Consider the following 24239-nt stretch of genomic DNA (forward strand, 5'->3'; position numbering starts at 1 on the left):
AAAAGACGATGATGACATCATGGCCGAGCGACCGCCAGCGGCCAGCACCCCCTGCGATGCAACCTTCCGCCTGACCGGAAAGAAAAAGGGCTGGCGGGGTTTTGTTTTTGAAGATGTGCGGCGCTGGTTTTTTGAGAAGGGCCGCGGGCGCACCTGTTCAAGCCGGTCGGGGGTTTGACTGGCGGGTCAGGGCGAGGGCGATCTTCTTGATGTTCTGGGCGGCTGCGGCGAGGAGGCACTGGCAAGCGACCCTTATTCGGCCTCGGAAGCGCGCATAACGATGACCATATAGCTGCTTGGCGTCGGCGAAGGAGCGCTCGACGGTTTCCTTGCGGCGCTTGCAGACGGCCTTACCCTAAGGGGTGAGACGATGGCCCTCGCATCGGTCTCTGATGTCCTGCCAGACATGGCGGGTGATGACGCGTTGGGGCTTGGCGGCGCTGGTGCAGGAGGCGAGTAGCGGGCATTGCCGGCGGATCGCGGGGTCAGACTTGTAGTGGCGATAGCCATGGCGATCGGTCGTGGCATAGGGCAGCAAGGGCAGCAGCTGACCTTCGGGACAGCGATAGCTGTCCTGGTCCGGCTCCCAATGGAAGCGGCTCTTGCGCATCATACCAGGCTTAGGCGGGGTCGGGTTGCGATGGCCGGTAACACCGAGAATGCCGCGCTCCTCTAGCCCTTGAGCAATGCCGGCGGTGGCGTATCCGGCATCGAGCCCCACCGCCGCGACAGAAAAGCCAAAGCGCTCGCGCTGCCGGTCGAGGCGTCCGAGATAGACGATCGCTTGAGGCCGCGTTCCCGTCGCTCCTGGGTGATCGCGGCGTCGAGCGCCTCCCAATAGTCCGAGCGCGATTTGGCGACGACTGCCTTGTCATATTTGTTCTTGTTGGCGTTGGCCTTAAGATGGGTGCTGTCGGTGTACAGCACCGTGCTATCCACCAGGCCATGGCCGATCGCCTGCTCGACAATCCGGTCGAATATCTCCTGCGCCACCGTCGTGTCGCCATGGCGGCGACGCCGGTTCTGCGACACCGTCGAGGCATCGAGGATCGCACCGGTCAGCCGCAGCCGCAGGAACCAGCGATAGGCAACGTTGACCTGGATCTCGCGGCAAGTGCCGTTCCGAGCGAACCCCAAACAAATAGCCAAGGAACAGCGCCTTGAACATCAGTGTCGGATCCAACGCAGGCCGCCCGCGTCGATCTTGCGCAGCAGGTGATCCGCAGGAACCAACTCCTCGAGCGTCACTATCTCGAGTGCCGTCTGCTCAGGTCCAGGCTCTCTCACCATAGCCTGAAGAATCACAAACCCCCAGCTCACGCCAGGGGTTTGTCAGCAGTCTGAGGGCCGGGTTCCCCCGGCCCTCCCCTTTTACTCGCCGCCGAAGCGGTATTTCAGGCGCAGCCCGTACATGCGCGGTTCGCCATAGAGCGTCGACTGATACAGCAGCCCGCCGCCCTGGAAGACATTGGTGTTGCTGATCCGGTAGAGCTTGTTGGTCGCATTGGTGACGAACAGGCCCACGTCGAACCCGCTGCGTGCAACGTCGTTCCAGTCGAGCGACATGTTGAGCAGGCCGAACGCTTCCAGATACGCGCCCGGCTGCAGCGCAGGCACATTGCCCGGATCGGTGTACTGACGCGAGGTGTGCGAATAGTTCACGAAGAAGTTCAGCTTACCCATGTCGTCGCCGACCGGCATCGTCGCATTGGCATGAATGCTCCAGATATAGGGCGACACATATTGGAAGGGCAGGCAGCTCAGGTCCACCGTCCCACCGGGCGCGACACCGCCGTTGCAACCGAAACCGCCGGTGTTGGTCGTATACTCATACTTCTTGTATTTCGCATCAGTGTGGCTGAAGTTGCCGCCGATCTCCAGGCCCTGGAACGGCTGCATCGAAGCTTCGACCTCTACACCCTTGATCCGGGCGTCGGCGTTGCGGACCACCGCGCCACCGGCGCCCGATCCGGGGTTGAAGTCCGCGCCTGCCCGCTGGATGTTCTTATAGTCCAACAGATAGGCGCTGGTGTTCAGGCGGAACGGAACGTCGGCGACCCGGAAATCGGCCTTGAAACCGGCTTCATAGGAAGTCACGGTTTCCGGCTGGAAGGTGCGGGTATTGGTGAACACGGCCTGCTGGTTAAAACCGCCAGCCTTGTAGCCGCGGCTAACCTTCCCGAACAGCAGCACGTCGCGAACTACCTTGTAGTCCAGACCGATCAGCCAGGTGGACGCCTTGCTGTTCAGTTCGGCAGTATAGGTGCAGTCAGCCCCGGCAGTCCCGATCGGTACGATCGTGCCGGTTGAACTGCACTTCGCGGTCGTGCCCCCAATCTGCGGCAGGTAAGCGGTGGAGTAGCCGCGGATCTTGTCCCAGGTGTGGCGATAGCCGCCGGTCAGGCGCAGGCTCTCCAGAGCAGACGACACCGCTCCGAAGTCAAACGTCGCCTGAGCATAGACCGCCTTGGACGTCTGCGTAGTGCCATAGGTGCTGTAGTTGCCGGGGCATACGACGGGATAACCGGGAGTGTCGACGTCCGTTCCGGTGGCGAATGCCGGACAGTAAACGATCGCGCTGCCGGCCTGCGTGCCGCTCGGCCGCTGGTCATAATAGAAGCCGCCGACGGTGTAGGTCAGTTGCTTTTCCAGCGTGGAACCCTGCAATTGCAATTCTTCCGTGAACTGCTTCAAGTCGTCGCGCGGGAAGCCCGGATCATTCTCGTTGTAATAGGTGAGCGGGATGTTGGTGCCGGGCAGCACCACCTGGCCCGGCGCGGGCAGGCGATTGGGATCGACGTCATGCTGCTGCAGGACCGTGCCGTCGCTGTCATAGGCATAGTCCAGCTTTAGCTTCTGGAAGCTGGCGATGTTGCGCAGCGTCAGTTCGTCGCCCAGCTCGAAATCGGTCGTGTTGGTGATGCCCCAAGTCTTCGTGCGCGAGAAGATATCGACGCCCAACGCGGTCTGCCGGGGGCCAAGTGCGTCTGCCCGAGCCGTAGCGGCACGATAAACGTCACAGGAAAACGGGCCGCTTGCTGTAACCGGGGTGTTGGAGCACAGTCCCAGTTGGGCGAGGCCGCCAGCGCCTTCGATGTTATAACCCTTATGTACGAAGCCCGACCCATTGTTGCTCGACTTTGCGCCATAGATCATCGTGTAGTTTTCGATGGTCTCGGTCGGCTTGAACGTGACGCCGATGCGGCCCGAATACCAATGCTCGTCGTCGCGATCCTTGTTCCACACGACATCGCGCGTATAACCGTCACGATCATGGAAGGCGCCGACGACGCGGACCAGCAGCTTGTCTTCGATGACCGGAATATTCACCGCGCCTTCGACATAGCGGCGGTCATAATTGCCGATCTCACCCTTGATCCAGCCGCCGAAATTGTTGGTCGGCTTCTTGGGCACCAGCAGCACCGCGCCGCCGGTCGTGTTGCGGCCGAACAGCGTGCCCTGCGGACCGGACAGGACCTGAAGATTTTCCAGATCAACGAAGTTGCCGGGGCCACCCTGCTGGCTGAGCGTGATGCCTGCGGGCAGCGGGACTTCGTTCATGTAAACGACGACGCCCGGCGAAGCCTGGAAGGTTGCGCCCTGGCCGCGGATGGTGAAGGACTGCGCGTCACGCGATCCCTGGCCGTTGGGACCAACGATCAGCGAGGGGACGCTGGCCTGCAGGTCCTGTTCCTTCGCGATGCCCTGCTGTTCCAGCCGGTCCGGCGAGAAAGCGGTGATGGCGATCGGAACGTCCTGATTGCGCTCCTGACGGCGGTTGGCCGTAACGATGATGTCGGCAATGCCGCCACCCTGCTCTTCCGCTTGAGGTTGAGCTTCGGTTTGAGCGAACGCGGCGGGCGCCAGCAGATTTACGGCGACACCGGCCATCATGCTGGTGGCGAGAAGCGGCAAGCGCTGCCGCCGGCGAATTTCAGAAGACATTTAGGTCTCTCCCTGCACAGTTGAGCAAGGCGTGCGGCATCGCTGCCACCGCCGGAAAATCCTCTCCATTTTTGCATTTTTTATTTTGATCTGGACGACGCGTTGCGATCGCTGTCCAGCGTTTGGCACCGAGCAATGCCTCGGCACCATGCGTTCAATTGCTAAATAAAATCAGGTCGCGCCTGCCCCGACCTAGGGGCACCGCTTATGTCGGCAGCAATGCGTGCAAACGCCTGGCCCGTTGCGGCCCAGCTCCGCTTGTAGCTATCAGCTTGTATTCAGCCTCACGCATCAACTCCCTGACATCGATGGCGCTTCTGCGTCCAGCGCTCTTATTGACGCTCCGATAGGGGAGACAAATCTGCAAATCAATATGGTAATCATTAGTAAATATATCTTTTTCATTCCAATAATCGCAGAAACCGGCAGGAATTTTTCGCATTTCCAAACGAAGGGCACGGCTGCGCGCTCAGTGGAGGCTTTTTCGATCATGTGAAAAAATGCGCTTCGTGCTGTGCCCGCGGCTACCCACACCCTATTGCCACGCCATGACGGCACCACTCCCCCTAGAAGGATGCAAGATCCTGATCACCGGTCCTGCCGGCCAAATCGCTTTCCCATTGGCCCGCGCTCTCGCCGACAAAAATGAAGTCTGGGGCATCGCCCGCTTCAGTGACGCGGCACAGCGGCGGGAGGTGGAGCTGGCGGGCATCCGCACTCTGGCCATCGACCTGGGACAGCCCGATTTCTCTGGCCTGCCCAGCAACTTCACCCATCTGCTGCATCTCGCCGCAACTGTGCAGGGCGAAGATTATGACGGCGCGATCAGCGTCAATGCCGAGGGCACCGGTCTCCTTCTGTCCCACTGCCGCACGGTTGAGGCCGCACTCATCATGTCCACCGTTTCGGTGTATAGGCCGCATCCCGATCCTTGCCACGCCTATCGTGAGGATGATCCGCTCGGCGACGCGATGCTGCCCGGCATGGCCGCCTATTCGGTGGCGAAGATTGCGCAGGAGTCCGTCGCCCGATACTGCGCGCGCGAGTTCAACATCCCCATCACCATCGCGCGCATGGGCGCTTCCTACGGCCCGCGCGGCGGCCTGCCCACGCTGGTTGCGCAAACGGTCTCGCAGGGCCGCCCCTGGACCACACGGTCAGACCCCTGCCCTTATAATCCTATCCACGACGACGATTTGTTCGCCCAGCTCCCCTCGTTGCTTGCCGCCGCCAGCACACCGGCAACGATCGTCAACTGGGCCGGTGACGAGATGGTGAGCGTGCAACAGATGGCGGCCTTCGCGGGCGAACTGCTCGGCATGCCCGCCCGAATCGAGATTACTCCAGCCCCCGGCGCTCAGCCGGGGTCAGGCGTCGATAATGCCCGCCGCCTCGCGATCACCGGGCCGTGTCGGGTCGGCTGGCGCGATGGACTGCGCCGCGTCTTGGCACAGCTTTATCCCGGCCGGGCTCCAACGAAAAATGCCCCCTTGCCGCCCGGTAGCTGAACGGCCACCCTGAGACAGCATAATCCGAGAAGGGGAAATCCATGCCGCGATGGGTGAACAGGCCCGAAGGTTCCAACTGGGGCGACTTTGCCGAGGACGACCAGATCGGCCGCATGAACCTGCTGACCCCAGAGCGCCGCCGCGCTGCAATGGCGGAAGTCCAGGACGGTATCGCGTTCACGCTCAGCCTTCCGCTCAACGTGCCCAGCATCCCTTTCGCGCCCTTCCGCCAGCCGCCGCAGCTAAGCGCGGCCTGCGATGAAGAAGGCGGCATGTTCAACCGTCTCGATCCGGACGGCCAAGAAACCACCTGCGACGACCGGGTGCTACTCTACACCCAACATTCCACGCAGTGGGACGCTCTGTCGCACCGTGGCCGGGCCTTCGACGCGGATGGGGACGGGGTCGCCGAACTCGTCTATTATAACGGCTTCCGCGCCGGCGACGACGTCAGCGGCCCCGTCGGGCAAACGGGCGCCACGTGCGCTCATGCACTCGGCATAGAGACACTCGCGACCGCAGGCGTGCAGGGTCGGGGCGTGATGGTCAATCTCAAAGCCGCCTATGGTATAGAAAGCCGCGCCGTCACCCGGGACGATCTGCTGCGCGCAATGGATGCGCAGCGGGTGGAACTGCGCCCCGGCGACTTCCTGCTACTCTATACCGGCTTTGACCGCCTGGTCCTCGACCGGGAGGCGCGCGGCGATGACACGCCACTGACCCTAGCAGGGTGCGCGCTCGACGGCAGCGACGAAAGCCTGCTGCAATGGATCACGGACAGCGACATCGTCGCCATCTGTTCAGACAATGTCGCGATCGAAGCACTTGGCGCCATTCTCTCGCCCGAACCGCCGCCAATCCGCCTCCCCATCCATGACCTTTGCCTTTTCCGTCAGGGCATCTTCCTGGGCGAGCTATGGTATCTGGAAGAGCTGGCGGCCTGGCTGGGCGAACGGCAGCGCCACGCCTTCCTGCTCACCGCCCCGCCGCTGCGCTTGCCGGGCAGCGTGGGCTCTCCGGTGACGCCGGTCGCCACTGTCTGATCGCTCTGCTCATTGTCGATAGAAAGCGACTGGCACCAGTGGCACCTGACATCGTCGGTAATAGCCGAACCGACTCGCTAGCCGCCACTAGCTCCCGTTCAACATCGCGTACGCACCGTTCAGGAACAGACGGGTGACGGTTTCGGCGTTGGCCTTGATCTGGGCGGTAGTCATAGCGCGCTCATTATAGATGACCCGGTCCTGCCACCGCCGGAACAGCAACGTAACGTAGAAACTCGCCAGTTCCCGTGCCTGCTCCGCGCTGAACCCGTGGGCTGCCAATATCGTCTGCACGGGCTCCAACTGAAAGCGTTCGAACTGCCGCCGCGACACCATTTCCAATTGGGGAAAGCTGGTGCACTCGCGAAAGATGACGCGGGCAAGCCGGACCTGGCGATCATGATTCAGCCGCCCGTTCATATGAAGGGCATAACTGACCAACTGCTGGTGCAATGTCCCTGTCCCCCCAGCGGGGAAATGATGCTTGATTGCCGACATTTCCAAGCAGGATTCGAACAGTGCGACCTTGTCAGGGTAGCGATTATACAAGGTGCGCGTCGATACGCCCGCCCGTTCCGCGATTGCGCGGACCGATGCTCCATGAAAACCGTGCCGGGAAAATTCCTCCAGCGCCGCTTCCAACATCGCCTCATGCTTCAGTTCAGCTTCCCGCGCATTGGGCCTGCCGACCCGGCGCTTTGTTCCCGCATCAATCTTCTCTGCCTCACTGCTCTGCATTGGCTGGCGTCGCTCTTCCCTTTTCGCTTTGCACACAGAACCGCTGCCGGACGCGCGCGGCTCGCGCCCTGCTATAGGGCATATCCGCCCGTTCAGATAGGGACGGATCGGGCAGCCCAAGGACGCAATCGCGACTGGACCAGCGCTCGCGCCGGAGGAAAATCACCTCGTCAGGAAACCTGGACGTCCTCAACAGGCGGGATGGGCGGCATGTCGGGCACATTATGGGCATAACCCATCTCTTCATAGCGCTCTGCGATCCGCCAACCCTGTTCCGTGCGGACCAGCTTGTCGCGATACCATAGGCCGATGAAGAACACCTGCTCTTTCCCGTCCTCGGCCTTATAGACCATCGGGTTAAACAGCACCGTGCGGCTGCGAGCGCTATCGCCCTCCAGTTCCAGCTTGGTCGTGGCGACCATATGCTGGAACAGCGGGAATCGCTCCATCGCGACAGGTAGCCATGCCTTGATCTGCGCCACGCTGCCTTTTGCCCCGCCGGTTTCGCTATAGTCGATCACCGCGTCCGGCGTAAACACATCGTCTAACGCGTCCCAGTTCCGTTCATCGATCGCATAGCTGTAGCGGGACAGAAGGTCCTGAATCTCCAGCCGATCCGAAATTTCCTGAAGCGACAGCATCAGACATCCTCCTTTTTTTGTCCGGGTGAGAAGAGGCCCATCCGGTTCGCGCTTGTCAAGTTTATACGGCTTTCAGCCTTGAAATGCGTAGCAGTCTGGCGCAAACACTAATCAACTACACAGTTTGTCAGGAGAGTTTGCATGCGGCTTGAAGGTAAGATCGCCCTTGTGACTGGCGCAGCGTCGGGAATCGGCTTGGCCGTGGCAAAGCGGTTCGCGGCCGAGGGCGCAAAGCTCGTTATTGGCGACCGCAATGCCGCTGGGGTGGAAGACGCCGCTCGGGGAATCGGCCAGGGCGTCACCGCGTTGGCGCTCGACGTCGCTGACGAAGCTTCCTGCCAGGCCATGGTCGATCGCGCGATCAGCCTGCATGGCGGCGTCGATATTCTTTGCAACATCGCGGGCGTTCTCGATTTCGGCCGTTTCGCCGATGTGGATCGGACGCGCTGGGACCGGGTCATTTCGGTCAATCTCACCGGCGTCTATCAAATGTGCCGGGCCGTCATGCCCCAGTTGATCGAACGCCGCGGCAATATCGTCAACATGGCGTCGGCTGCTGGCCTTGTCGGCGTTCCTTATAACTCGGTCTATACCGCCTCCAAACATGGCGTCGTCGGCCTGACCAGGGCGCTCGCGCTTGAGTTTTCGAAGGAAGGCGTACGCGTGAACGCTGTGTGCCCCGGCGGCGTCGATACGCCGATGCTGCATGAGGCGCCCCCGGAAAACATCGATTGGCAGATGGTCATGCGCTCGGCATCCTGGCTCGACAGCGGCGCCATGGCGACGCCCGATGATATCGCCGATGCGGTGACTTTCCTGGCATCTTCCGAAGCCCGCCGGATTACGGGAGCCGCTTTCACCGTCGATGGCGGACAGACGGCCGGCTGACCGGTATCCACCTCAAGCTTTCAACAAGAGTGACGACTATGGCGACCCAGCCCGATCAGACCCAAACCCAGCCCCTCGAACGTGAGGCGCTGTTGCAGCAGGCGCGTGAAAGGGCCGGGCTCACCGACTTTGGCGACCTCTGGTTCCTGGAACCGATGGACCATTTTATCGTAGCCTCCAACCGCGAAGGGCGGCTGACGCCCGTTGGCCGCGAAGGCACGGTGGAAGTGATCGTCAAGGGCCTGGTCAGCCGTCTGCGCATGGTCGAGGACATCAAGCGCCATCCCGAAATCCTGGATGAACAGGTCGATGTCGCGGGCATCATCCTCGGCCTGCCGCGCACCGGCAGCACCATCTTCCAGCGCCTGCTTGCCAGCGCGCCGGGCATGACCGGCCTGCGCTGGTTCGAAGCGCAGAATATCGCGCCCTTCCCCGGCGAAGAGCGCGGCAACCCGGTCGAGCGCCGCGCCTATGCGCAGGCGATGATCGATGGCTGGCTCCAGCTGTCGCCCGAACTCGCCTCCATCCACCCCCTCGAACCCGATGCGCCAGACGAGGAAATCCTGGTGCTGGGCCAGATGTTCGTCAGCACCATGATCGAAGGCATGAACTATGTGCCCAGCTTCACCCGCTGGCTGAACACATATGACCAGTCGAAGGGGCATGAAGACCTCAAGACCATCCTCAAATATCTCCAGTGGCAGGACCCCTCGCGCAAGGGCCGCAAGTGGATTTTGAAGAGCCCATCCAACCTCCCTTATACCGAGGTCGCGGCCAAGGCTTTCCCCGACGCGCTGCTCATCATGACGCACCGCGACCCGCTACAGACCGTCCCCTCCTATGTCTCGATGCAGGCGGCGCTCTATAAGCTCAGCGCGACGCTCACCGACCGGGAAGTAGGTGAATTCTGGTTCCCCCGCCTGGTCGAATGGATGCGCATGTTCGAAGCCGCGCGCGAACGGATCGGCGAAGACCGCTTCATCGATATCGACTATCGCGAAGTGGGCAAGGAGCCCATGGCACAGGCCGAGCGCGTCCTCACCCGCATGGGCATCCCCGTAGATGCGCAGCTTGAAGAAGTGCTGGCCGAATTCCTCGCCGGCAACAAGCGCGAACAGCGCCCGATGCACGACTATTCGCTCGAGCGCTTCGGCTTGGACGAAGAAGCGATCAAGCGCGAATTCGCCGCCTATCGCGAACGCTACATTCTCTGACGATGGAGGTCCGGCCCGGCATATTGCGCACGCCCGACGCCTGTTTCGAAGGACTGCCGGGCTATAACTTCGCACCCAATTATGTGGAGGTTGAGGATGCGCGCCTCGGGCCACTGCGCATGCATTATGTGGATGAAGGGGACCGCAATGCCCCCGTCGTCCTCATGCTGCACGGCAATCCGACGTGGAGCTATCTCTACCGCCACATGATCGGCCCTGTCGTGGCGGCTGGCTATCGCGTCATCGCGCCCGACATGATCGGCTTCGGCAAGTCCGACAAGCCCGCCAGCCGCGCCGACTATGGCTTCGACCGCTTCGTTGCCTGGATGCGCGCCTTCGTCGAAGCGCTCGAACTTAAGGGTATCACCCTTGTCTGCCAGGATTGGGGCGGTCCCATCGGCCTGCGCGTCGTTGCAGAATGTCCCGACCGCTTCGCCGCGATCCTCGCCGCCAATACGCTGCTGCAAAATTGCGACCCGCCGCCGCTCGGCGTGCCCGACTGGCCGGGCGAGGCGATCGCCGCCTGGGTCGAAACCTGCCGCACCAGCGAGGATCTTCCGCTGGACCTGCTCGTCGGCCGCGCCTGCGTCACCGATGTGCCTGATGAAGTACTCGCCGCCTACGCCGCCCCTTTCCCCGACGCCTCCTACAAAAAAGGCATGCTCCAGATCACCTGCGGCATCCCGATCGCCGAAGACACCGAAGGGCTGGAAGCAAACCGCGCTACCTGGCGTTTCCTCGAAAGCTGGGACAAGCCTTTCCTAACCGCCTTCAGCGATCAGGACCCGGCCACGATCGCCTGGGAAGAGGTTTTCCAACGCCGCATTCCCGGCGCAAAGGGCCAGCCCCACACACGCATCAGCAACGGCGGCCACTTCGTGCAGGAGGATCAGGGGCCGCCCTTAGCGCAAGTGCTGATCAGCTTTCTACGGGCCAATAACTAACCCCGTTCGCTTCGAGCCCGGAGCGCCTGCTGCAAGCAGGCAGTCGAAGGCCTTGGCACGAACGAAAGCCGCCGCAACCCCCAAGCCCGTTCGCCCTGAGCTTGTCGAAGGGCGCGCACGCCCCTCTAATGAAACCCCCGCCGAAACGCGCGCGGTGTCATCCCTGTCGCGCGCCGGAACGCGGCGCTGAACGCGCTCGCCGTCGCAAAGCCAAGCGTCTCAGCTATCCGGTTCATCGGCAAGGCACCGCCTCGAATCATGTCCTGCGCACGTTCAATCCGTATTGCCGCGGCATAATCGGACAGCGCCGCCCCTGCCGTCGCTGCGAAACTGCGCGACAGATGCGACCGGCTGATCCCGCACAGGCTCGCCAGCACCTGCGTCGTTGGCCATTCCCCGTCGCTTGAGCGTAACGCTTCCTCGATCCGCGCCAGCTGCCAGGGTGCAAGACCACCCTGCCCCGCCTCATGCACCGGCTTCCGCCGGAACAGCCGCGCCACTTCCACCATCATCAACTGCACTAGCGCCTCGACCGCCATTTCCGATCCGAAGCCCGGCGCAACCGTCTCCTGTTTCAACCGCTCGGCCAGTGTCATCAAGATAGGTGAATGGATCGAAGCGCAGTGGCTCAACCGCCGGGAGTCCCATTCCGCCAGACCCGTAACCGCCGCGAAACGCACCGGATCAAAGCGGCAGGCCAATATGTCCAGCATCCCGCCGTCGCCGCGCGAATGCATGGCGATGCCACCCGGCCGCAAGAGCAAGCGACCGACCTTGTGCCGCCGCCGGTCGCCCAGGTCGAACATGATCTCGCCCTGCGTCCCTTCCGCGCGCGGCATAACGAAGGACAGGATAGGCGCATCGTCCAACTCCCACATCTCATTGGGACTCGGCAGCTCGTAGCGCCGCAGCTCGACGCGCGCGACGCTGCTTGCAGCGGCCGCCAGCACGGTCCACGGCTCCGCCGGGGCCCTCGCTGCACCGCCCGTTTCAATCAAAGCCTGTTGCGCCATCGACACAACGATAATCTCATACGACCCCCATAACAAGCACTGGCGATGCGCAGAAAAAGCTGCCATCAACAACGCAACAAAGCAAAAGACGGAGAGTGTCAGTATGAGCAGGACCATTGTCGTGACCGGCGCAGCATCAGGCATCGGCGCTGCGACCCGGGACAGGCTGAAGCACGGCGGCCACCATGTCATCGGTGTGGATCTGCGCAATTCGGATATCGATGCGGATCTCGGTACGGCGGCTGGCCGCGACCATATGGTGGCGGAAATATCCCGTCTTGCGCCCGAAGGCATCGATGGCGTGCTCGCAGGTGCCGGCATCTCCGCCCAGGATCGGGATGCTCAGACCATCGCCATCAACTATTTTGGCGCAGTCGCCACGCTGGAGGGATTGCGCCCGCTGCTCGCCAAGTCTCCGCGTCCGCGTGCTGTCGCCATCTGCTCCACCGCCGCCATGCTGCCCAACAATCCAAAGGTTGTGGAACTCTGCCTTGCCGGGGATGAGGGGGGCGCACTGGACGCCATGAATGCAGAGCCGGGCAACGCCTATGCGACGTCCAAAAATGCGCTGTCACGATGGGTGCGCCGCGCCGCCGCTACCCCCGAATGGGGCGGCGCGGGTATCCTGCTGAACGGCATCGGCCCCGGCGTGGTGAAGACCCCGATGACCGAGCCCCTGTTCGGCGAGCCCGAAATGATGAAGCTCATCGCCCAGAGCAATCCGATCGCGGTCAAGGACTATGCGCCGCCAGAGGAAATCGCCGAACTGATCGACTTCCTCCTCGGTATGGAAAACCAGTATCTGCTCGGCCAGATCATCTTCATCGACGGCGGCAGCGACGCGATCCTGCGACCGCAACAGGTCTGACGCGCCCACACCCGATCAACAAAATCTTATCGAAAGGATAGAGCGATGACGGCTCTTAAAGGCAAAGTCGCCCTGATCACCGGGGCGGGACAGGGAATTGGCCAGGGCGTCGCGCTCGCTTTGGCCAGCGAAGGCGTCGATCTGCTGCTATCGGGCCGCACCCTTGAAAAAGTACAGGAAACCGCGCGCCTCGTCGAAGAACGCGGCGTGCGCGCCATTGCGGTCGCCTGCAATGTGAAGGCGGCGGACGATCTCGCATCGGCAGTCGATACCGCCGTGCGCGATCTTGGCGGCGTTGATATCCTGGTCAACAATGCGCAGGAAGTGCCGCTCGGCCTGCTCAACGAGGTGACCGACGAAGCTTTCCTGGCAGGTTTTGAATCCGGCCCGCTCGCCACCTTCCGCCTGATGAAGCTGGTCCGCCCGCACATGGAAAGGCGCGGCGGCGGCACCATCTTCAACTTCACCTCTTCCGCGGGCATCCGCTGGGACATGAGCGGCTACGGCTGCTATGGTGCGATCAAGCAGGCAACGCGGGTCCTCACCCGCGCTGGCGCAGCCGAATGGGGACGGCAGAATATCCGCGTCCTCACCATCGCGCCCCATGCGGAATCACCTGGCCTTAAAATGTGGATCGAACATAATCCGGACGAAGCGAAAGCCTTTTTCCGCACCATCCCGCTCGATCGCATCGGTCGGCTGGAGGAGGATATTGGCCGCGCCATCGTCGCCCTGTGCGGATCGGACCTGTCCTACCTCACTGGCGCCACCATCCCGCTCGACGGCGGCCAGGCCAATTTCGACTGACATAGAAAATAGTTGGAGAGACGATCATGGAAAAGCTGATCTGCGCCCTGTGGGCGCCGGAAGGTGAAAGCCGCGGCGACTATGCCGAACGCCTGAAATCCACCCTCCCCGCCGCGCTCAAGGCGGCCGGGGCATACGGCATCCGCCTGAACCTGCGTGATGCCACGGTAGAGCCTGCATCCTCGCTCATCCAGCAGTGGCAGGAACGCCAGCAGGACGCCGTGGTCCAATTCTGGCTCCCCACCGCCAACGCCCATTTCCGTGGACAAATCGACGCCGCTCTGGCCGATCATAGCGTCCGGTTTGAAGCGTGGGTCGTTGCTGAATCTACCATCATCCCCAACAAGGATCATGCGCCGCAGGCCGGATCACGCACCTGGGGCTGGTCGCAGGCCAGCTTCATTTCCTTCCGCCCCGACATGAGCTGGGACGATGCGGTCGCCCATTGGCACCACCATCACACCCGGGTCGCCATCGATACGCAGGCGAATTTCGAATATGTCCAAAACATCATCGTCCGCGCGCTGACCCCCAACGCGCCTGACTATGATGCCTTTGTCGAGGAATGCTTCCCCCTGGAAGCGATGACCGACGCGCCCGTCTTCTTCGACGCCGTTGGCGACGAAGCCAAGTTCTCGCATAATACAAAGGAAATGGCAGACAGCTGCGCCGGGTTCATCGATTTCTCGAGAATCGACATCATCCCCACCAGCCAGTTCGACTACGCTCATCTCGACCGGTAGGCGACATGCAAGTCGCTACGAGACTACAATAACTTCCTGGCGGATATGCCCTTAATGACAATATTGGAATCTCGCTGCCTGGTCAGCTGGTCAATCTTCACCGCTTCCAATCGGAGCCATTAGATATCCAGAAACCTGTCACACCACAGCGAAATCAATCACAGTCACTGGATTTTTGCCGTCCCATGACCGCGAAGCGGCGATGCCCGCTTCGCACAGGGCGCGCATATCCGCGCCGCAGATGAATTCGAACAACTGGCCGGGCTCGCCGGGCACTTGGAGATAGGCCACGCGCGTTGTAGGATTCTGCGCGGTGAACAGGACTTCCATGCCACCCGCAACGGCAGCATCCACAGCCGCGTCGAGGTCATCGACAATGCGCGCAAGATGATGGAGGCCAAGCAGGGGCCGTCCATCATCGCCCCGATAGGGTGACGGCGCGTCGTTCGTGACTTGTATAAGTTCGATCTGCATCTCGCCCTGATAGGAGAGGCCCACATCCATCGTGACGACGGTAGGCTCACCGCGATAGCTGCCGTCCAGCCTCACATTGCGGAAGACCGTCCACGGCCCGACGCCTGAATGGGTGATCCAGCGGCTGATGCTGGCGTCGAGGTCCTGGACCAATATGCCCGTTTGATCGATCGCACCGAATATGCCCAAGCGCCTGTTCCCTTATTCGCAAAAAATGAGCGGGCGGCGCGAACCGCCCGCTCCCTCCCAACCTTATTCCGCCGCTTCCAGGGACGCCAGCGCGTCGTTCACTGCGGCCGTCGGCGCGAGATATTCGCCAGGCCGCGCGCCGGTATAGCTCTGGCCGTCGAAGGTCTTGACCCCGTTCACCAGCGTCAGCCGCATGGGCGCGGCCGGGCGGGTAAAGCGCCATGTGGTGCCGCCGTCGCCATCGGGCACATCGAAGCGCTTCTCCATGTTGCGATATTCGACCTCGTCAAGGTTGAAGACCGTGATATCGGCGCGGCGGCCGACCTTGATCTCGCCCGTATCGTGCAAGCCGAAGAAGTTGGCGAGCTTACCTGTCTTCACATGGATCGCTTGCTCCAGGGTCAACAAGCCCTCGCGCACATATTTGCTGAAAAGCAGGATATTCTCGCCCCCGCCGCACAGCATCTGCAGATGCGCGCCCGCGTCGGAAATATTGCCGACTGTCTTGGGATCCAGCATCAGCTGGATCGTCAGGTCCTCATCCTTGGGGAAGGGCGCCATATGCACGGTGGACTTGGTGCCATTCTCCAAGATCCACTGCGCCATCGCGTCCGACCGATGCAGCCCACGCGCGTCGGCAAATTCCTTGAGCGTGCCGCCCACGGGACCCGCGCCATTCTCGCTGTCCAGCAGATAAAGGTCCTGCGGGTTGTTCATCGGCGAATGAGGCCAAGCCTTCGTATCCCAGCTTTCCCGCGCTCGCGCGCGCCAATCCGGATCGGCAAGCAGCCGCGCCTTATCCTGATGCGTTTCAGCCAGCACAACCTCATGCCAGACATAATCGTTGGACTGGGCGAAGATCAGCGACTTGACGAGGCTCAGCGTGCTGGTGGGCGAGACATGCGCGTAACCGGGCCAGATATCGACGCCTTCCGCCTTCAGCTTCGCCATCGTGTCCTGAAGCCGGGGCAGAATGTCCTTCTGGAACTCCAGCGTCGGCACGGCGCCCGCGACCTGGATGCGGATCGCGCGACCCTTGAGCAGGCGGCCTAGCCGTTCAAGGCTTTCGGGACCTGTCTTGCGCATGAAGGTGTCGATGATCACCTGATAGGTCGTGCCGGGGTAGCGTTCCATCACCGCGAACAGCGCCTCGAACTCGGCATCGTCCGCCAGCAGCGTCGGGATGGCGCGATCATCACCATCATGGTCGTGCAGATTGTCGGACATGCCAAGCGCGCCCGCCGCCAGCGCATCGTCCAGCAATTCGGCCATGCGAGCGACCTCTTCCGCTGTCGCGGCGCGATCCCAAGCCTCTATCCCCATGGCAGCGAGACGGAGGGCGATATGGCCGACAAAGGCGGAATAGTTGGCGGGCAGGCTGATGTTGCGCGCCATCGACGCCTTATACTCCGACCATTTCTCCCAGTCCCACGGGACATGCTGGAGGAAGGGCTTTAGGGGGATATCCTCGAAGAAGGAGAAGATCTTGATCATCTCCAGTTGCGCGGCCTTTTCCTTCGAAAGCGGCGCTGCGGAAAAACCGCAATTGCCCAGGATCACCGTGGTCGCGCCATTGCCGGGCAGCGGATCGAGGTCCGGCTGCCACCACATGGTCGCATCATAATGGGTGTGGCTTTCAATGAAACCGGGGGTCACATAGCAACCACTGGCGTCCACCACCTCCTCACCGGCGGCAGCAGTCAGCCCCGTGCCGATTTCGGTGATCTTGGCTCCTGCCACGCGTACGTCGGCGGCGTAGCCGGGCGCGCCCGTGCCATCAACCACCGTGCCGCCGCGGATCAGCATGTCCGTCATCTCTCTCTCCTCTTGAGGCTTGTTATCCCTCGAGGCCGAAGCCTTGCATCTATGCCGCCTGTTCACCCGGCGATCGTGCTGAAGAAAGGCTATCGCGACCGGTCCGGGCACCGCAAGCTCGGCGCGCGGCAACTGCCGCACAGGATCATGCAGCGATCCATCTAGGGTTTGGCCGATGATCCTGCGGTGTTAGCGGCGGCGAGATCAGGAGGGTTCGGTGAGCATCGAACGGATGCGCGTCGCCAGCGCCTCCATAGCGAACGGCTTGGTGATCATTTCCATGCCCGGCTCCAGGAAGCCTGAGGCCAACGCAGCATTTTCAGCATAGCCCGTCATGAACAAAATCTTGAGTGACGGCCGCAGCAGCCGCGCTGCATCGGCAAGCTGGCGGCCGTTTAGCCCGGGAAGGCCAATGTCAGTGATCAGAAGGTCGATGCGCCGCTTGGACTGCAGCATATCAAGGCCGCTGACGCCATCTACAGCCTCAAGCGCCGCATAGCCCAGTTCATGCAGTTCCTCGAGGATGAGGCCGCGCACCACCGACTCATCCTCCACCACCAACACGACCTCGCCATCTTCGGCCTGGTGCATGGCGCTGGGTTGCGGAAGGTCTTCCTCCTCCTCCTCGCTGCCGCGGTAGCGAGGCAGATAGAGTTTGAACGTCGTTCCCTGCCCGACTTCACTATAGATCTTGGCATAGCCTTCCGACTGCTGCGCAAAACCGTAGATCATCGACAGACCCAGGCCAGTGCCCTGCCCGATCGGCTTGGTCGTGAAAAAGGGTTCGAAAGCCTTGCTGATGGTATCGGCGCTCATGCCGATGCCGGTGTCGCTGACGCAGAGGCACACATATTGGCCCGGCCGCACGCCCCGCTGCCGCGCCACATAGGCGCGGTCGAGATGGGCGTTGCAGGTTTCGATGGTCAGCTTGCCGCCATCAGGCATGGCGTCGCGCGCGTTGATGGCGAGGTTGAGTATAGCGCTTTCCAACTGATTGGGATCGCATTTGGTGACCCACAGCCCGCCTGCCAAAACCAGTTCCAATTCGATCCGCTCGCCACTTGTGCGGCGGAGAAGATCCTCCATGGAAGCGACGAGGGCATTGGCGCGCACAGGCTTGGGATCGAGCGGCTGGCGGCGGGAAAATGCCAGCAGCCGGTGCGTCAGGGCCGCAGCCCGATTGGCGGCGGTCGATGCGCCGGCTATGAACCGGTCCAGCTCGTCCAACCGGCCCTGCGCCACCCGCCGCTGCACGATCTCCAAACTGCCGGTGATCCCCTGAAGCAGATTATTGAAGTCGTGCGCGATGCCGCCGGTCAGCTGGCCGACCGCTTCCATCTTCTGCGACTGGCGTAGCGCGGCCTCCGCATCGGCGAGGGCTGCGGCCGCTTCGATCTCTGCGGTGATGTCGCGTCCGAAACCGTAGAAGGTGTCGTTTTCCGGGACGGTCGTCCACTGGATGGTCCGATGATCGCCATCTTTGGTCTGCAGCGTCGTGCGGTAATCGAGCAGCGGCGTGCCCGCGCGCAGCGTAGCGACCCGCTCGCGCCACCCAGCTTCGTCGTCCACCATGAAGTCCGTGGTGCGGCGGCCCAATGTCTCCTCACGCGACCAGCCCAGCTTTTCCGTCCAGGACGGATTAACGTCGGTGATATAGCCCTGCGCATCCGTGACGACCTTCAGCACTGGCGACAGGTTCCAGATGCGGTCGCGGTCGCGGGCGAGGTGACGCTCCTCGGTAATGTCACGTCCTACGCCATGGACCCGCCCCGCGTCGGGAACGGCCGTCCACGCGAGCAGGCGATAGTCGCCCTCACGCGTGCGGTAACGATTTTCGAAAGCGAGTGTGCTGAGCCCTTCCCCCAGACTCGCCATTTCGCCGCTGGTGCGGTCGAGATCGGCGGGGTGGATGAACTCGGCCAGGTTATGCCCGACCATATCCTCTTCCGCCCATCCCAGCATGCGCGTCGCCGAAGGGTTGACGGCCGTGATCGTCCCTTCCAGCGTGCAGACGAGCAGCAAATCGCGCGAAATCGACCAAAGCCGGTTGCGGTCATCCTGGAGCCGCCGGCTGGCCAGCACCTTTTCCGTAGTCTCGATGACGATCGCCACCACGCCGATCGGCGTGCCGTCTTCATCCATTACGGGCGAATATTCGAGGTCGGTCCACAGCAGCTTGGGCGTGCCATCGCGGATCAGCGTCAGTTCCTGATCCTTGTAGGACAGCGTTCCGCCCTCGCGATACACCTTCTGCATCACATTGGCGTTGAAGTCCGCAACCTCGTGCCAGCCTTCCAGCACATTGGTGCCGAGCAGTGATGGATGCCGGGCGCCCGCGAAGGAGCGATAGGCGTCATTGTAGATCATGACGCCCTTGTCGCCCCATAGCGTTACGATGGGGACGGGAGAACGGAGCACGAAGCCCAGCATGCTCTTCATCGCATTGCACCAGAGATCGATCGGCCCGATGCTGGTGCGCGACCAGTCGAAACGGGCGATGCGATCGCCCATCTCCCCTCCGCCGCTCAGAAAATGATGGTAATTACCGCCCCCAATCCGGCCCGAAATCGTCACTCTACATACCTTCTAGACCGGGAACTCATATTCATGAGCAGGGTGCGGTTGTTCCGCCCGACCGGAACTCCCTATAACACAAAGGGTTCCGTTCGGATTTGGTCAGCGGATATGCTGGACTTCTTGCAACCAATCAGCGCTGCGCGACGGACTCGATCGTCTGAGCATAGGAACGCAGTCCGGACCAAGCCGCGAGAGCAGCGAGAAGCGTGGCACAAAGTCCTACAGTCGCCAGCGCCGAGCCGATCTGGCCATGCCCGCCGAACAAGGCGCTGTCGATTAACGGCACGATGGCGGTGCCGAGCGACAGCCCGACAAGGCTGTTGGCAAGCAGGAACAGGGCGGCCCCGGTCGCACGCATATTAGGCGGTGTCGCAAGTTGGATCGCGGCGAGTGAACAACCGAAATATCCATTGAAGAAGAGGGTGAGCAACCCGAAGAGGACGAGCAACAGCGCGGGCGAAGGCATGAGCGGCGCGAGCAGCGCTGGGAACAGACAAAGCAGGGCGATAATCATGACCACCCGCAGGTTCGCGTCCCGTATGCCCTTTAGCGTAAGCCGCTCTGCCGCAAAGCCCCCCGCCAATGACCCCATGCTGCCGAGCAGCAGATAGATGAGCCCCAACCGGAGCGAAGCCTGTCCCGGAGTAAGGGCGAAACCGCGGATCAACAAGGTCGGATACCAGGCGGTTAGACCATAGCCCATGATCGAGAGCAGTGTCGAATTTGCGTAAATGGCGATGAATGTCCGCTTGTGATCGCGCAGGTGGGACAAAGCGGCGCGAAGCGGCATGCCCGCCTTCGATTGGGCGCGACGGGCCGGTTCGCGCGCGATGAATACAAGGGCGGCGACCAGTGCGCCGGGAAGCGCAACCAGCAGGAATGCGGCGCGCCATGTTGGCATCGGCCCCACAAGCGGCAGCACGAGCGCTCCGCTTTGCGCGACCATATCGACCACTGCGCCGCCAACGAGCAGCGCCAAGCCGCCGCCGATGGTGATGCCAAGATTGTAGATCGCCATGGCGCGGGAAAGCTGGGCAGGCGGATAAGCGTCGCTCAGCCAGCTATGGGCCGATGGCGAGAGCGACGCTTCGCCAAGGCCCACGCCCATCCGCGCCATGAACAGATGCGCATAGCTGCCGGCAAAGCCGCAGAGCGCAGTGCAGGCGCTCCAGAACAGCACGCCGACTGCAATGATCCGACGGCGGCTGATCCGGTCCGCGAGCATGCCGATGGGAATGCCGACCACCGCATAGAGCATGGCAAAGGCCAGTCCCTGCAGAAGGCCGACCTGAAGATCGCTCAGCCCCAGGTCCTGCTTAATCGGTTCAACCATCAAGCTGAGGATCTGCCGGTCAATGAAGGACAGGATATAGGCGATAAGGAATATGCCGAGCGCGACATGGGCTTGACGGTGGCTGACGCGTCCGCCGGCACTGATGGGTTGTTCGATGATCAATTTCTCGTCGCCGCGTGCCATGATCCAAAATCTGCTCGGTAAAAATGTAAATCACTCGCCCACCGGATCGTGGACGATGGGATCATAGCCAAATTAGGCCGCGACGATGGCGGATCGCAATCGCAGATATAGATCGCCCCCCCCCTTTAGCCCCCCTGACCGATTATCCCGTGCAGGTCGCCTATATAATGGGGATTATAGTTATTCCACGATTAGATCATCGTTTCCGTGATCCCGGTTGGGTTCTTTCATATGGCCGCAGCGCCGCACTGGCCGTCATAAAGCACCCGCGGGCCAATGCGAGCAGGGGGAGCGGCCACCAAAAGGGTTCCATCTCCTCAGTCACAGGCCCCGCATTCAGGCAGCGGATTGCAATCGGCTCTCGCCCACCTCTTCCACCGGGGTATCGTTAGTCGAGCGCCTTTCCGGATCCAGCATCAGTTTGACAAATTGCCACCATGCTGGTGCCTGGGGCCGCAGCGGCAGCAACTGACCTTTGCGAAGGACAGCAATCCAACCTGTGCCGGCGCACTCATACTTCCATACGGGATCGCAGTTCAACGGGACTTGCTCAAATTCGCCCAGACCAATCGATTGTTGCATTGCGCGGAGTTGGCTAGGAACTTCGCGGCATTCGCCGTCGGGAAACTCGACGAAAACAGGCATAATTCGCTCCAGGCGGGCAGCAGATCGGCAGCCCTTCTGTCTCAACGCACAGCAAGTGATTGAGTTCTGGTCGCAAGGAGCAGAATTAAGATTTGTGGCGAAACGAGCGGCGGCAAATCCATCCCGCCGCTCGCGCCCCTATATTCATCGTTCAGGAATCAGCTGACATTCTCGATCACTAGAGCGATGCCCTGCCCACCGCCGATGCACATGGTAATGAGGGCATAACGGCCGCTGGTCCGCTTCAACTCATAGGCGGCTTTGATCGTCAGGATCGTGCCGGTCGCCCCGACCGGATGGCCAAGGGCGATGCCCGAACCATTGGGGTTGAGCTTCTCACGATCGAAACCCAGCGTGTTGGCGACAGAAAGGGCCTGTGCGGCAAAGGCTTCGTTGGCCTCGATCACATCCATCTGCTCCAACGTCAGGCCCGCGCGCTTCAGGGCTACGGGAGCGGCCTTGATCGGCCCTTCACCCATATATTCGGGCTCGACGCCCGCATGACCCCAAGCCAGGATCTTCGCCAGCGGCTTCAGCCCGCGGCGCTCGACCTCGCTGCCGGTCGCCAGGACCACGGCGGCCGCGCCGTCGTTGATGCCCGACGCATTGCCAGCGGTAACCGTGCCATCCTTCTTGAACGCGGGGCGCATCGCGGCCAACGTCTCGGCGTTCGTGTCGGCGCGTGGATGTTCGTCGGTGTCGAAGATGGTCACGCCCTTGCGCGTCTTCACCTCGACGGGAACGATCTGCTCCTTGAAGCGACCCTCGGAAATGGCTCGTACGGCGCGCTGATGGCCTTCAACTGCCAGCGCGTCCTGCTGTTCGCGAGTGATGCCATGCCGTTCGGCGCAATTTTCAGCGGTGACACCCATGTGATAGCCGCCACCTGCATCCTGCAGGCCACAGACCAGTGCGTCTTCCACAGGATTGTCGCCCATCTTGCGGCCCCATCGCGCGCCATGGTCATGATAGGGCACGTTGGACATCGATTCTGCGCCACCTGCGACAGTGATGTCGGCCTCGCCCAGCTTCATCATCTGCGCGGCGGACACGATCGCCTGGACGCCCGAACCGCACAGCCGGTTGAGCGTCAGGGCGGGAACCTCAAGCGGCACGCCCGCTTGAAGCGCGATGGTGCGCGACAACATGCCATCGCGGGCACTGGTCGGCATGACTTGGCCGATGACGACATGGGTGACGTCACTTGCCGGGACCCCGGCGCGGTTGAGCGCTTCCTTCACCACGATGCTGCCCAGCTCCGAAGGTTTGAAAGGCTTGAGCGAGCCGCCGAAATCGCCGATCGCCGTGCGCGCGCCGCCGACAATATAGATATCTTCCATCACATGGTCCTTTGAACGATTGGCCAGGCGTGCACCCACTGCCGAAAAAATCTGACGCCGCTCATGCCCCGCTACACGAAACTGTCAAGGGCGCTTCGCAACAGGACGGCATATGCCTTCACGTACCGGCGCGGTTCGCCACCATGCGTTCCAGAGCGCCGATCAAGCAGTCATAGCCCATTGTCACAATCTCTTCCCGCCTGATGGTGGGTAAATAGTGCCGGCGTTCCATATCGCAACGCTCCGCGTCGCTCGCCGCTGATGCCGGGTCGAGCTCGAAATCCCCGGCAATCGCGCGGTTCAGGGACGCATGATATTCGATCAACAACATGCCCGTGACCTGCCCTTCGAACCAGGCATGGAGAAGCGTCAACTCCCGCCCCGAATAGCCAAGGCCATGAAGGACATCCAGCAGCAGCGCACGGACGTTGATCCAGGCGGAGGATGCCTGGCTGTTCGTCGCCATCACCCGGAACGCCACTGGATTGCGATCAAAAAAACGGTCGATTTCATCGAGCCAGGCACGCAGCCGCTGCTGCCAGGGTGCGTCCGGTCCCGGATCGTCGAAATGGAAGCTCGCAAAAACATCCGCAGCGACGGCGGCGAGCAAGGCTTCGCGGTTGGGGAAATAATTATAGATGGATGAACTGGGCACGCGCAGTTCCCGCCCCAACATCGCGAAGGTGATTTCCTCCGGCTGCTTCACCAGCAACATTTCGCGAGCCTTGGCGACGATCAACGCTGCCGTAATTTTGGCGGGACGCCCCCGCCCGGCGCGCACCGGCGCGGCCAATTGCTGCAAGTCAGAATCCATTACGCCATGACCGGCCAAACGGTCATTTTGTCAAGCCACAGATCCAGTCTTTCCGTATTTTAGGAATAGATGCCAAAAATTCCTTGTCCCGCCTGCAGGACCGGTGCAACAATCGCGATCAGGAATACGCAAAGAGGGAGAGGAACTTATGGCAGAGAGCGCCAGCACGGGTTTCAGTTTTACCAAGCTGATCGTGTCCGACGTCGATAATCTTTACAGCTTCTACAATCGCGTCTTCGGCCTGGTGGAAAAGACGCGCGTCCAGCAGGGGGAAGGCGAGCATGAACTGGACGAGATCATCATGGGCGCCGATGAGGCGGGCTATTCCAGCCCGACTCTGGTGATCCAGCGCTTTCCCAATCGCCCCATTCCCGACCGGGGCGAAGTGACGCTCGGCTTCGTGGTGGATGATGTCGATGCCACCGTCGAAAAGGCCTGGGCAGAAGGCGGCAGCGTCTATCGCGCCGCCCATGCCCAGCCCCAGCATGGCGTGAAGGTGGCTTTCATCAAGGACAGCGACGGCCACCTGATCGAAATCGTCGAGATGCTTTGATCA

The 24239-nt window shown here is 61.8% G+C and carries 20 protein-coding genes and 1 pseudogene; 9 read left to right on the forward strand and 12 right to left on the reverse strand.

The annotated features are described in order from the left end of the window. Positions 1-157: 157 nt before the first annotated feature. Positions 158-1290: pseudogene (locus ACFO3E_RS02800) on the reverse strand (transposase). Positions 1291-1371: 81 nt separating this feature from the next. Then, a complete protein-coding gene (locus ACFO3E_RS02805) occupies positions 1372-3945 on the reverse strand; it encodes a TonB-dependent receptor (protein WP_380802373.1) in 2574 nt (857 codons plus the stop codon). 548 nt (positions 3946-4493) lie between these two features. Here ACFO3E_RS02805 and ACFO3E_RS02810 point away from each other — a divergent pair. Both ACFO3E_RS02810 and ACFO3E_RS02815 read left to right on the forward strand, forming a co-directional pair. Next, positions 4494-5453, forward strand: coding sequence for an NAD-dependent epimerase/dehydratase family protein (locus ACFO3E_RS02810; RefSeq protein ID WP_066530969.1), 960 nt, complete (start codon positions 4494-4496; stop codon positions 5451-5453). 41 nt (positions 5454-5494) lie between these two features. Next, complete coding sequence (locus ACFO3E_RS02815; RefSeq protein WP_066530967.1) at positions 5495-6496, forward strand: cyclase family protein; 1002 nt, start codon at positions 5495-5497, stop codon at positions 6494-6496. 87 nt (positions 6497-6583) lie between these two features. Here ACFO3E_RS02815 and ACFO3E_RS02820 read toward each other — a convergent pair whose 3' ends face one another. Together ACFO3E_RS02820 and ACFO3E_RS02825 are read right to left on the reverse strand one after the other, a co-directional pair. Then, on the reverse strand, positions 6584-7234 hold the full coding sequence (locus ACFO3E_RS02820) for a TetR/AcrR family transcriptional regulator (protein WP_066530965.1): 651 nt from the start codon (positions 7232-7234) through the stop codon (positions 6584-6586). Between the two features lie 170 nt (positions 7235-7404). Continuing rightward, entirely contained in the window at positions 7405-7875 is a 471-nt protein-coding gene (locus ACFO3E_RS02825) for a nuclear transport factor 2 family protein (RefSeq protein ID WP_380802376.1), read from the reverse strand. Positions 7876-8016: 141 nt separating this feature from the next. Between ACFO3E_RS02825 and ACFO3E_RS02830 the strand changes: the two genes are divergently transcribed. Genes ACFO3E_RS02830 through ACFO3E_RS02840 form a run of 3 tightly spaced genes read left to right on the forward strand, consistent with a single transcriptional unit; the run spans position 8017 to position 10921 of the window. Continuing rightward, positions 8017-8763 carry an SDR family NAD(P)-dependent oxidoreductase gene (locus ACFO3E_RS02830; protein ID WP_066530961.1) on the forward strand — a complete coding sequence of 249 codons (747 nt, stop codon included), beginning with the start codon at positions 8017-8019 and terminating at the stop codon, positions 8761-8763. Positions 8764-8801: 38 nt separating this feature from the next. Beyond that, entirely contained in the window at positions 8802-9977 is a 1176-nt protein-coding gene (locus ACFO3E_RS02835) for a sulfotransferase family protein (protein ID WP_380802379.1), read from the forward strand. Between the two features lie 2 nt (positions 9978-9979). Beyond that, positions 9980-10921: a haloalkane dehalogenase gene (locus ACFO3E_RS02840; RefSeq protein ID WP_380802380.1), complete on the forward strand. Its 942-nt coding sequence runs from the start codon at positions 9980-9982 to the stop codon at positions 10919-10921. 125 nt (positions 10922-11046) lie between these two features. Here the strand turns inward: ACFO3E_RS02840 and ACFO3E_RS02845 are convergent, their stop codons facing one another. Further along, the gene (locus ACFO3E_RS02845) at positions 11047-11934 is read right to left on the reverse strand and encodes a helix-turn-helix transcriptional regulator (protein ID WP_066530953.1); all 888 of its coding nucleotides are present in this window, start codon (positions 11932-11934) and stop codon (positions 11047-11049) included. A 103-nt stretch (positions 11935-12037) separates the two neighbouring features. Between ACFO3E_RS02845 and ACFO3E_RS02850 the strand changes: the two genes are divergently transcribed. Genes ACFO3E_RS02850 through hsh3 form a run of 3 tightly spaced genes read left to right on the forward strand, consistent with a single transcriptional unit; the run spans position 12038 to position 14352 of the window. Next, on the forward strand, positions 12038-12802 hold the full coding sequence (locus ACFO3E_RS02850) for an SDR family oxidoreductase (RefSeq protein WP_380802382.1): 765 nt from the start codon (positions 12038-12040) through the stop codon (positions 12800-12802). Positions 12803-12847: 45 nt separating this feature from the next. Next, positions 12848-13609 carry an SDR family NAD(P)-dependent oxidoreductase gene (locus ACFO3E_RS02855; RefSeq protein WP_380802384.1) on the forward strand — a complete coding sequence of 254 codons (762 nt, stop codon included), beginning with the start codon at positions 12848-12850 and terminating at the stop codon, positions 13607-13609. A 26-nt stretch (positions 13610-13635) separates the two neighbouring features. Then, the gene (hsh3, locus tag ACFO3E_RS02860) at positions 13636-14352 is read left to right on the forward strand and encodes a 7-beta-hydroxysteroid dehydratase Hsh3 (protein WP_380802386.1); all 717 of its coding nucleotides are present in this window, start codon (positions 13636-13638) and stop codon (positions 14350-14352) included. A 138-nt stretch (positions 14353-14490) separates the two neighbouring features. Here hsh3 and ACFO3E_RS02865 read toward each other — a convergent pair whose 3' ends face one another. The 7 genes from ACFO3E_RS02865 to ACFO3E_RS02895 form a co-directional block, all read right to left on the reverse strand. Further along, positions 14491-15015: a VOC family protein gene (locus tag ACFO3E_RS02865; protein WP_380802388.1), complete on the reverse strand. Its 525-nt coding sequence runs from the start codon at positions 15013-15015 to the stop codon at positions 14491-14493. 63 nt (positions 15016-15078) lie between these two features. Beyond that, positions 15079-16830 (reverse strand): N-acyl-D-amino-acid deacylase family protein, encoded by a 1752-nt coding sequence (locus ACFO3E_RS02870; RefSeq protein WP_066530940.1) that lies wholly within the window; start codon positions 16828-16830, stop codon positions 15079-15081. Positions 16831-17034: 204 nt separating this feature from the next. Then, positions 17035-19341 carry a PAS domain S-box protein gene (locus ACFO3E_RS02875; RefSeq protein ID WP_380802511.1) on the reverse strand — a complete coding sequence of 769 codons (2307 nt, stop codon included), beginning with the start codon at positions 19339-19341 and terminating at the stop codon, positions 17035-17037. Positions 19342-19537: 196 nt separating this feature from the next. Then, positions 19538-20884 (reverse strand): spinster family MFS transporter, encoded by a 1347-nt coding sequence (locus ACFO3E_RS02880; RefSeq protein WP_380802390.1) that lies wholly within the window; start codon positions 20882-20884, stop codon positions 19538-19540. 336 nt (positions 20885-21220) lie between these two features. Beyond that, positions 21221-21529 (reverse strand): hypothetical protein, encoded by a 309-nt coding sequence (locus ACFO3E_RS02885; RefSeq protein WP_380802392.1) that lies wholly within the window; start codon positions 21527-21529, stop codon positions 21221-21223. Positions 21530-21687: 158 nt separating this feature from the next. Further along, on the reverse strand, positions 21688-22869 hold the full coding sequence (bktB, locus tag ACFO3E_RS02890; RefSeq protein WP_380802395.1) for a beta-ketothiolase BktB: 1182 nt from the start codon (positions 22867-22869) through the stop codon (positions 21688-21690). 118 nt (positions 22870-22987) lie between these two features. After that, complete coding sequence (locus ACFO3E_RS02895; protein WP_066530932.1) at positions 22988-23683, reverse strand: TetR/AcrR family transcriptional regulator; 696 nt, start codon at positions 23681-23683, stop codon at positions 22988-22990. Between the two features lie 148 nt (positions 23684-23831). Between ACFO3E_RS02895 and ACFO3E_RS02900 the strand changes: the two genes are divergently transcribed. Further along, entirely contained in the window at positions 23832-24236 is a 405-nt protein-coding gene (locus tag ACFO3E_RS02900) for a VOC family protein (RefSeq protein WP_380802398.1), read from the forward strand. The last annotated feature ends 3 nt before the right edge of the window (positions 24237-24239 follow it).

The organism is Sphingobium tyrosinilyticum (assembly GCF_042654265.1).
Classification (GTDB): Bacteria; Pseudomonadota; Alphaproteobacteria; order Sphingomonadales; family Sphingomonadaceae; genus Sphingobium; species Sphingobium tyrosinilyticum.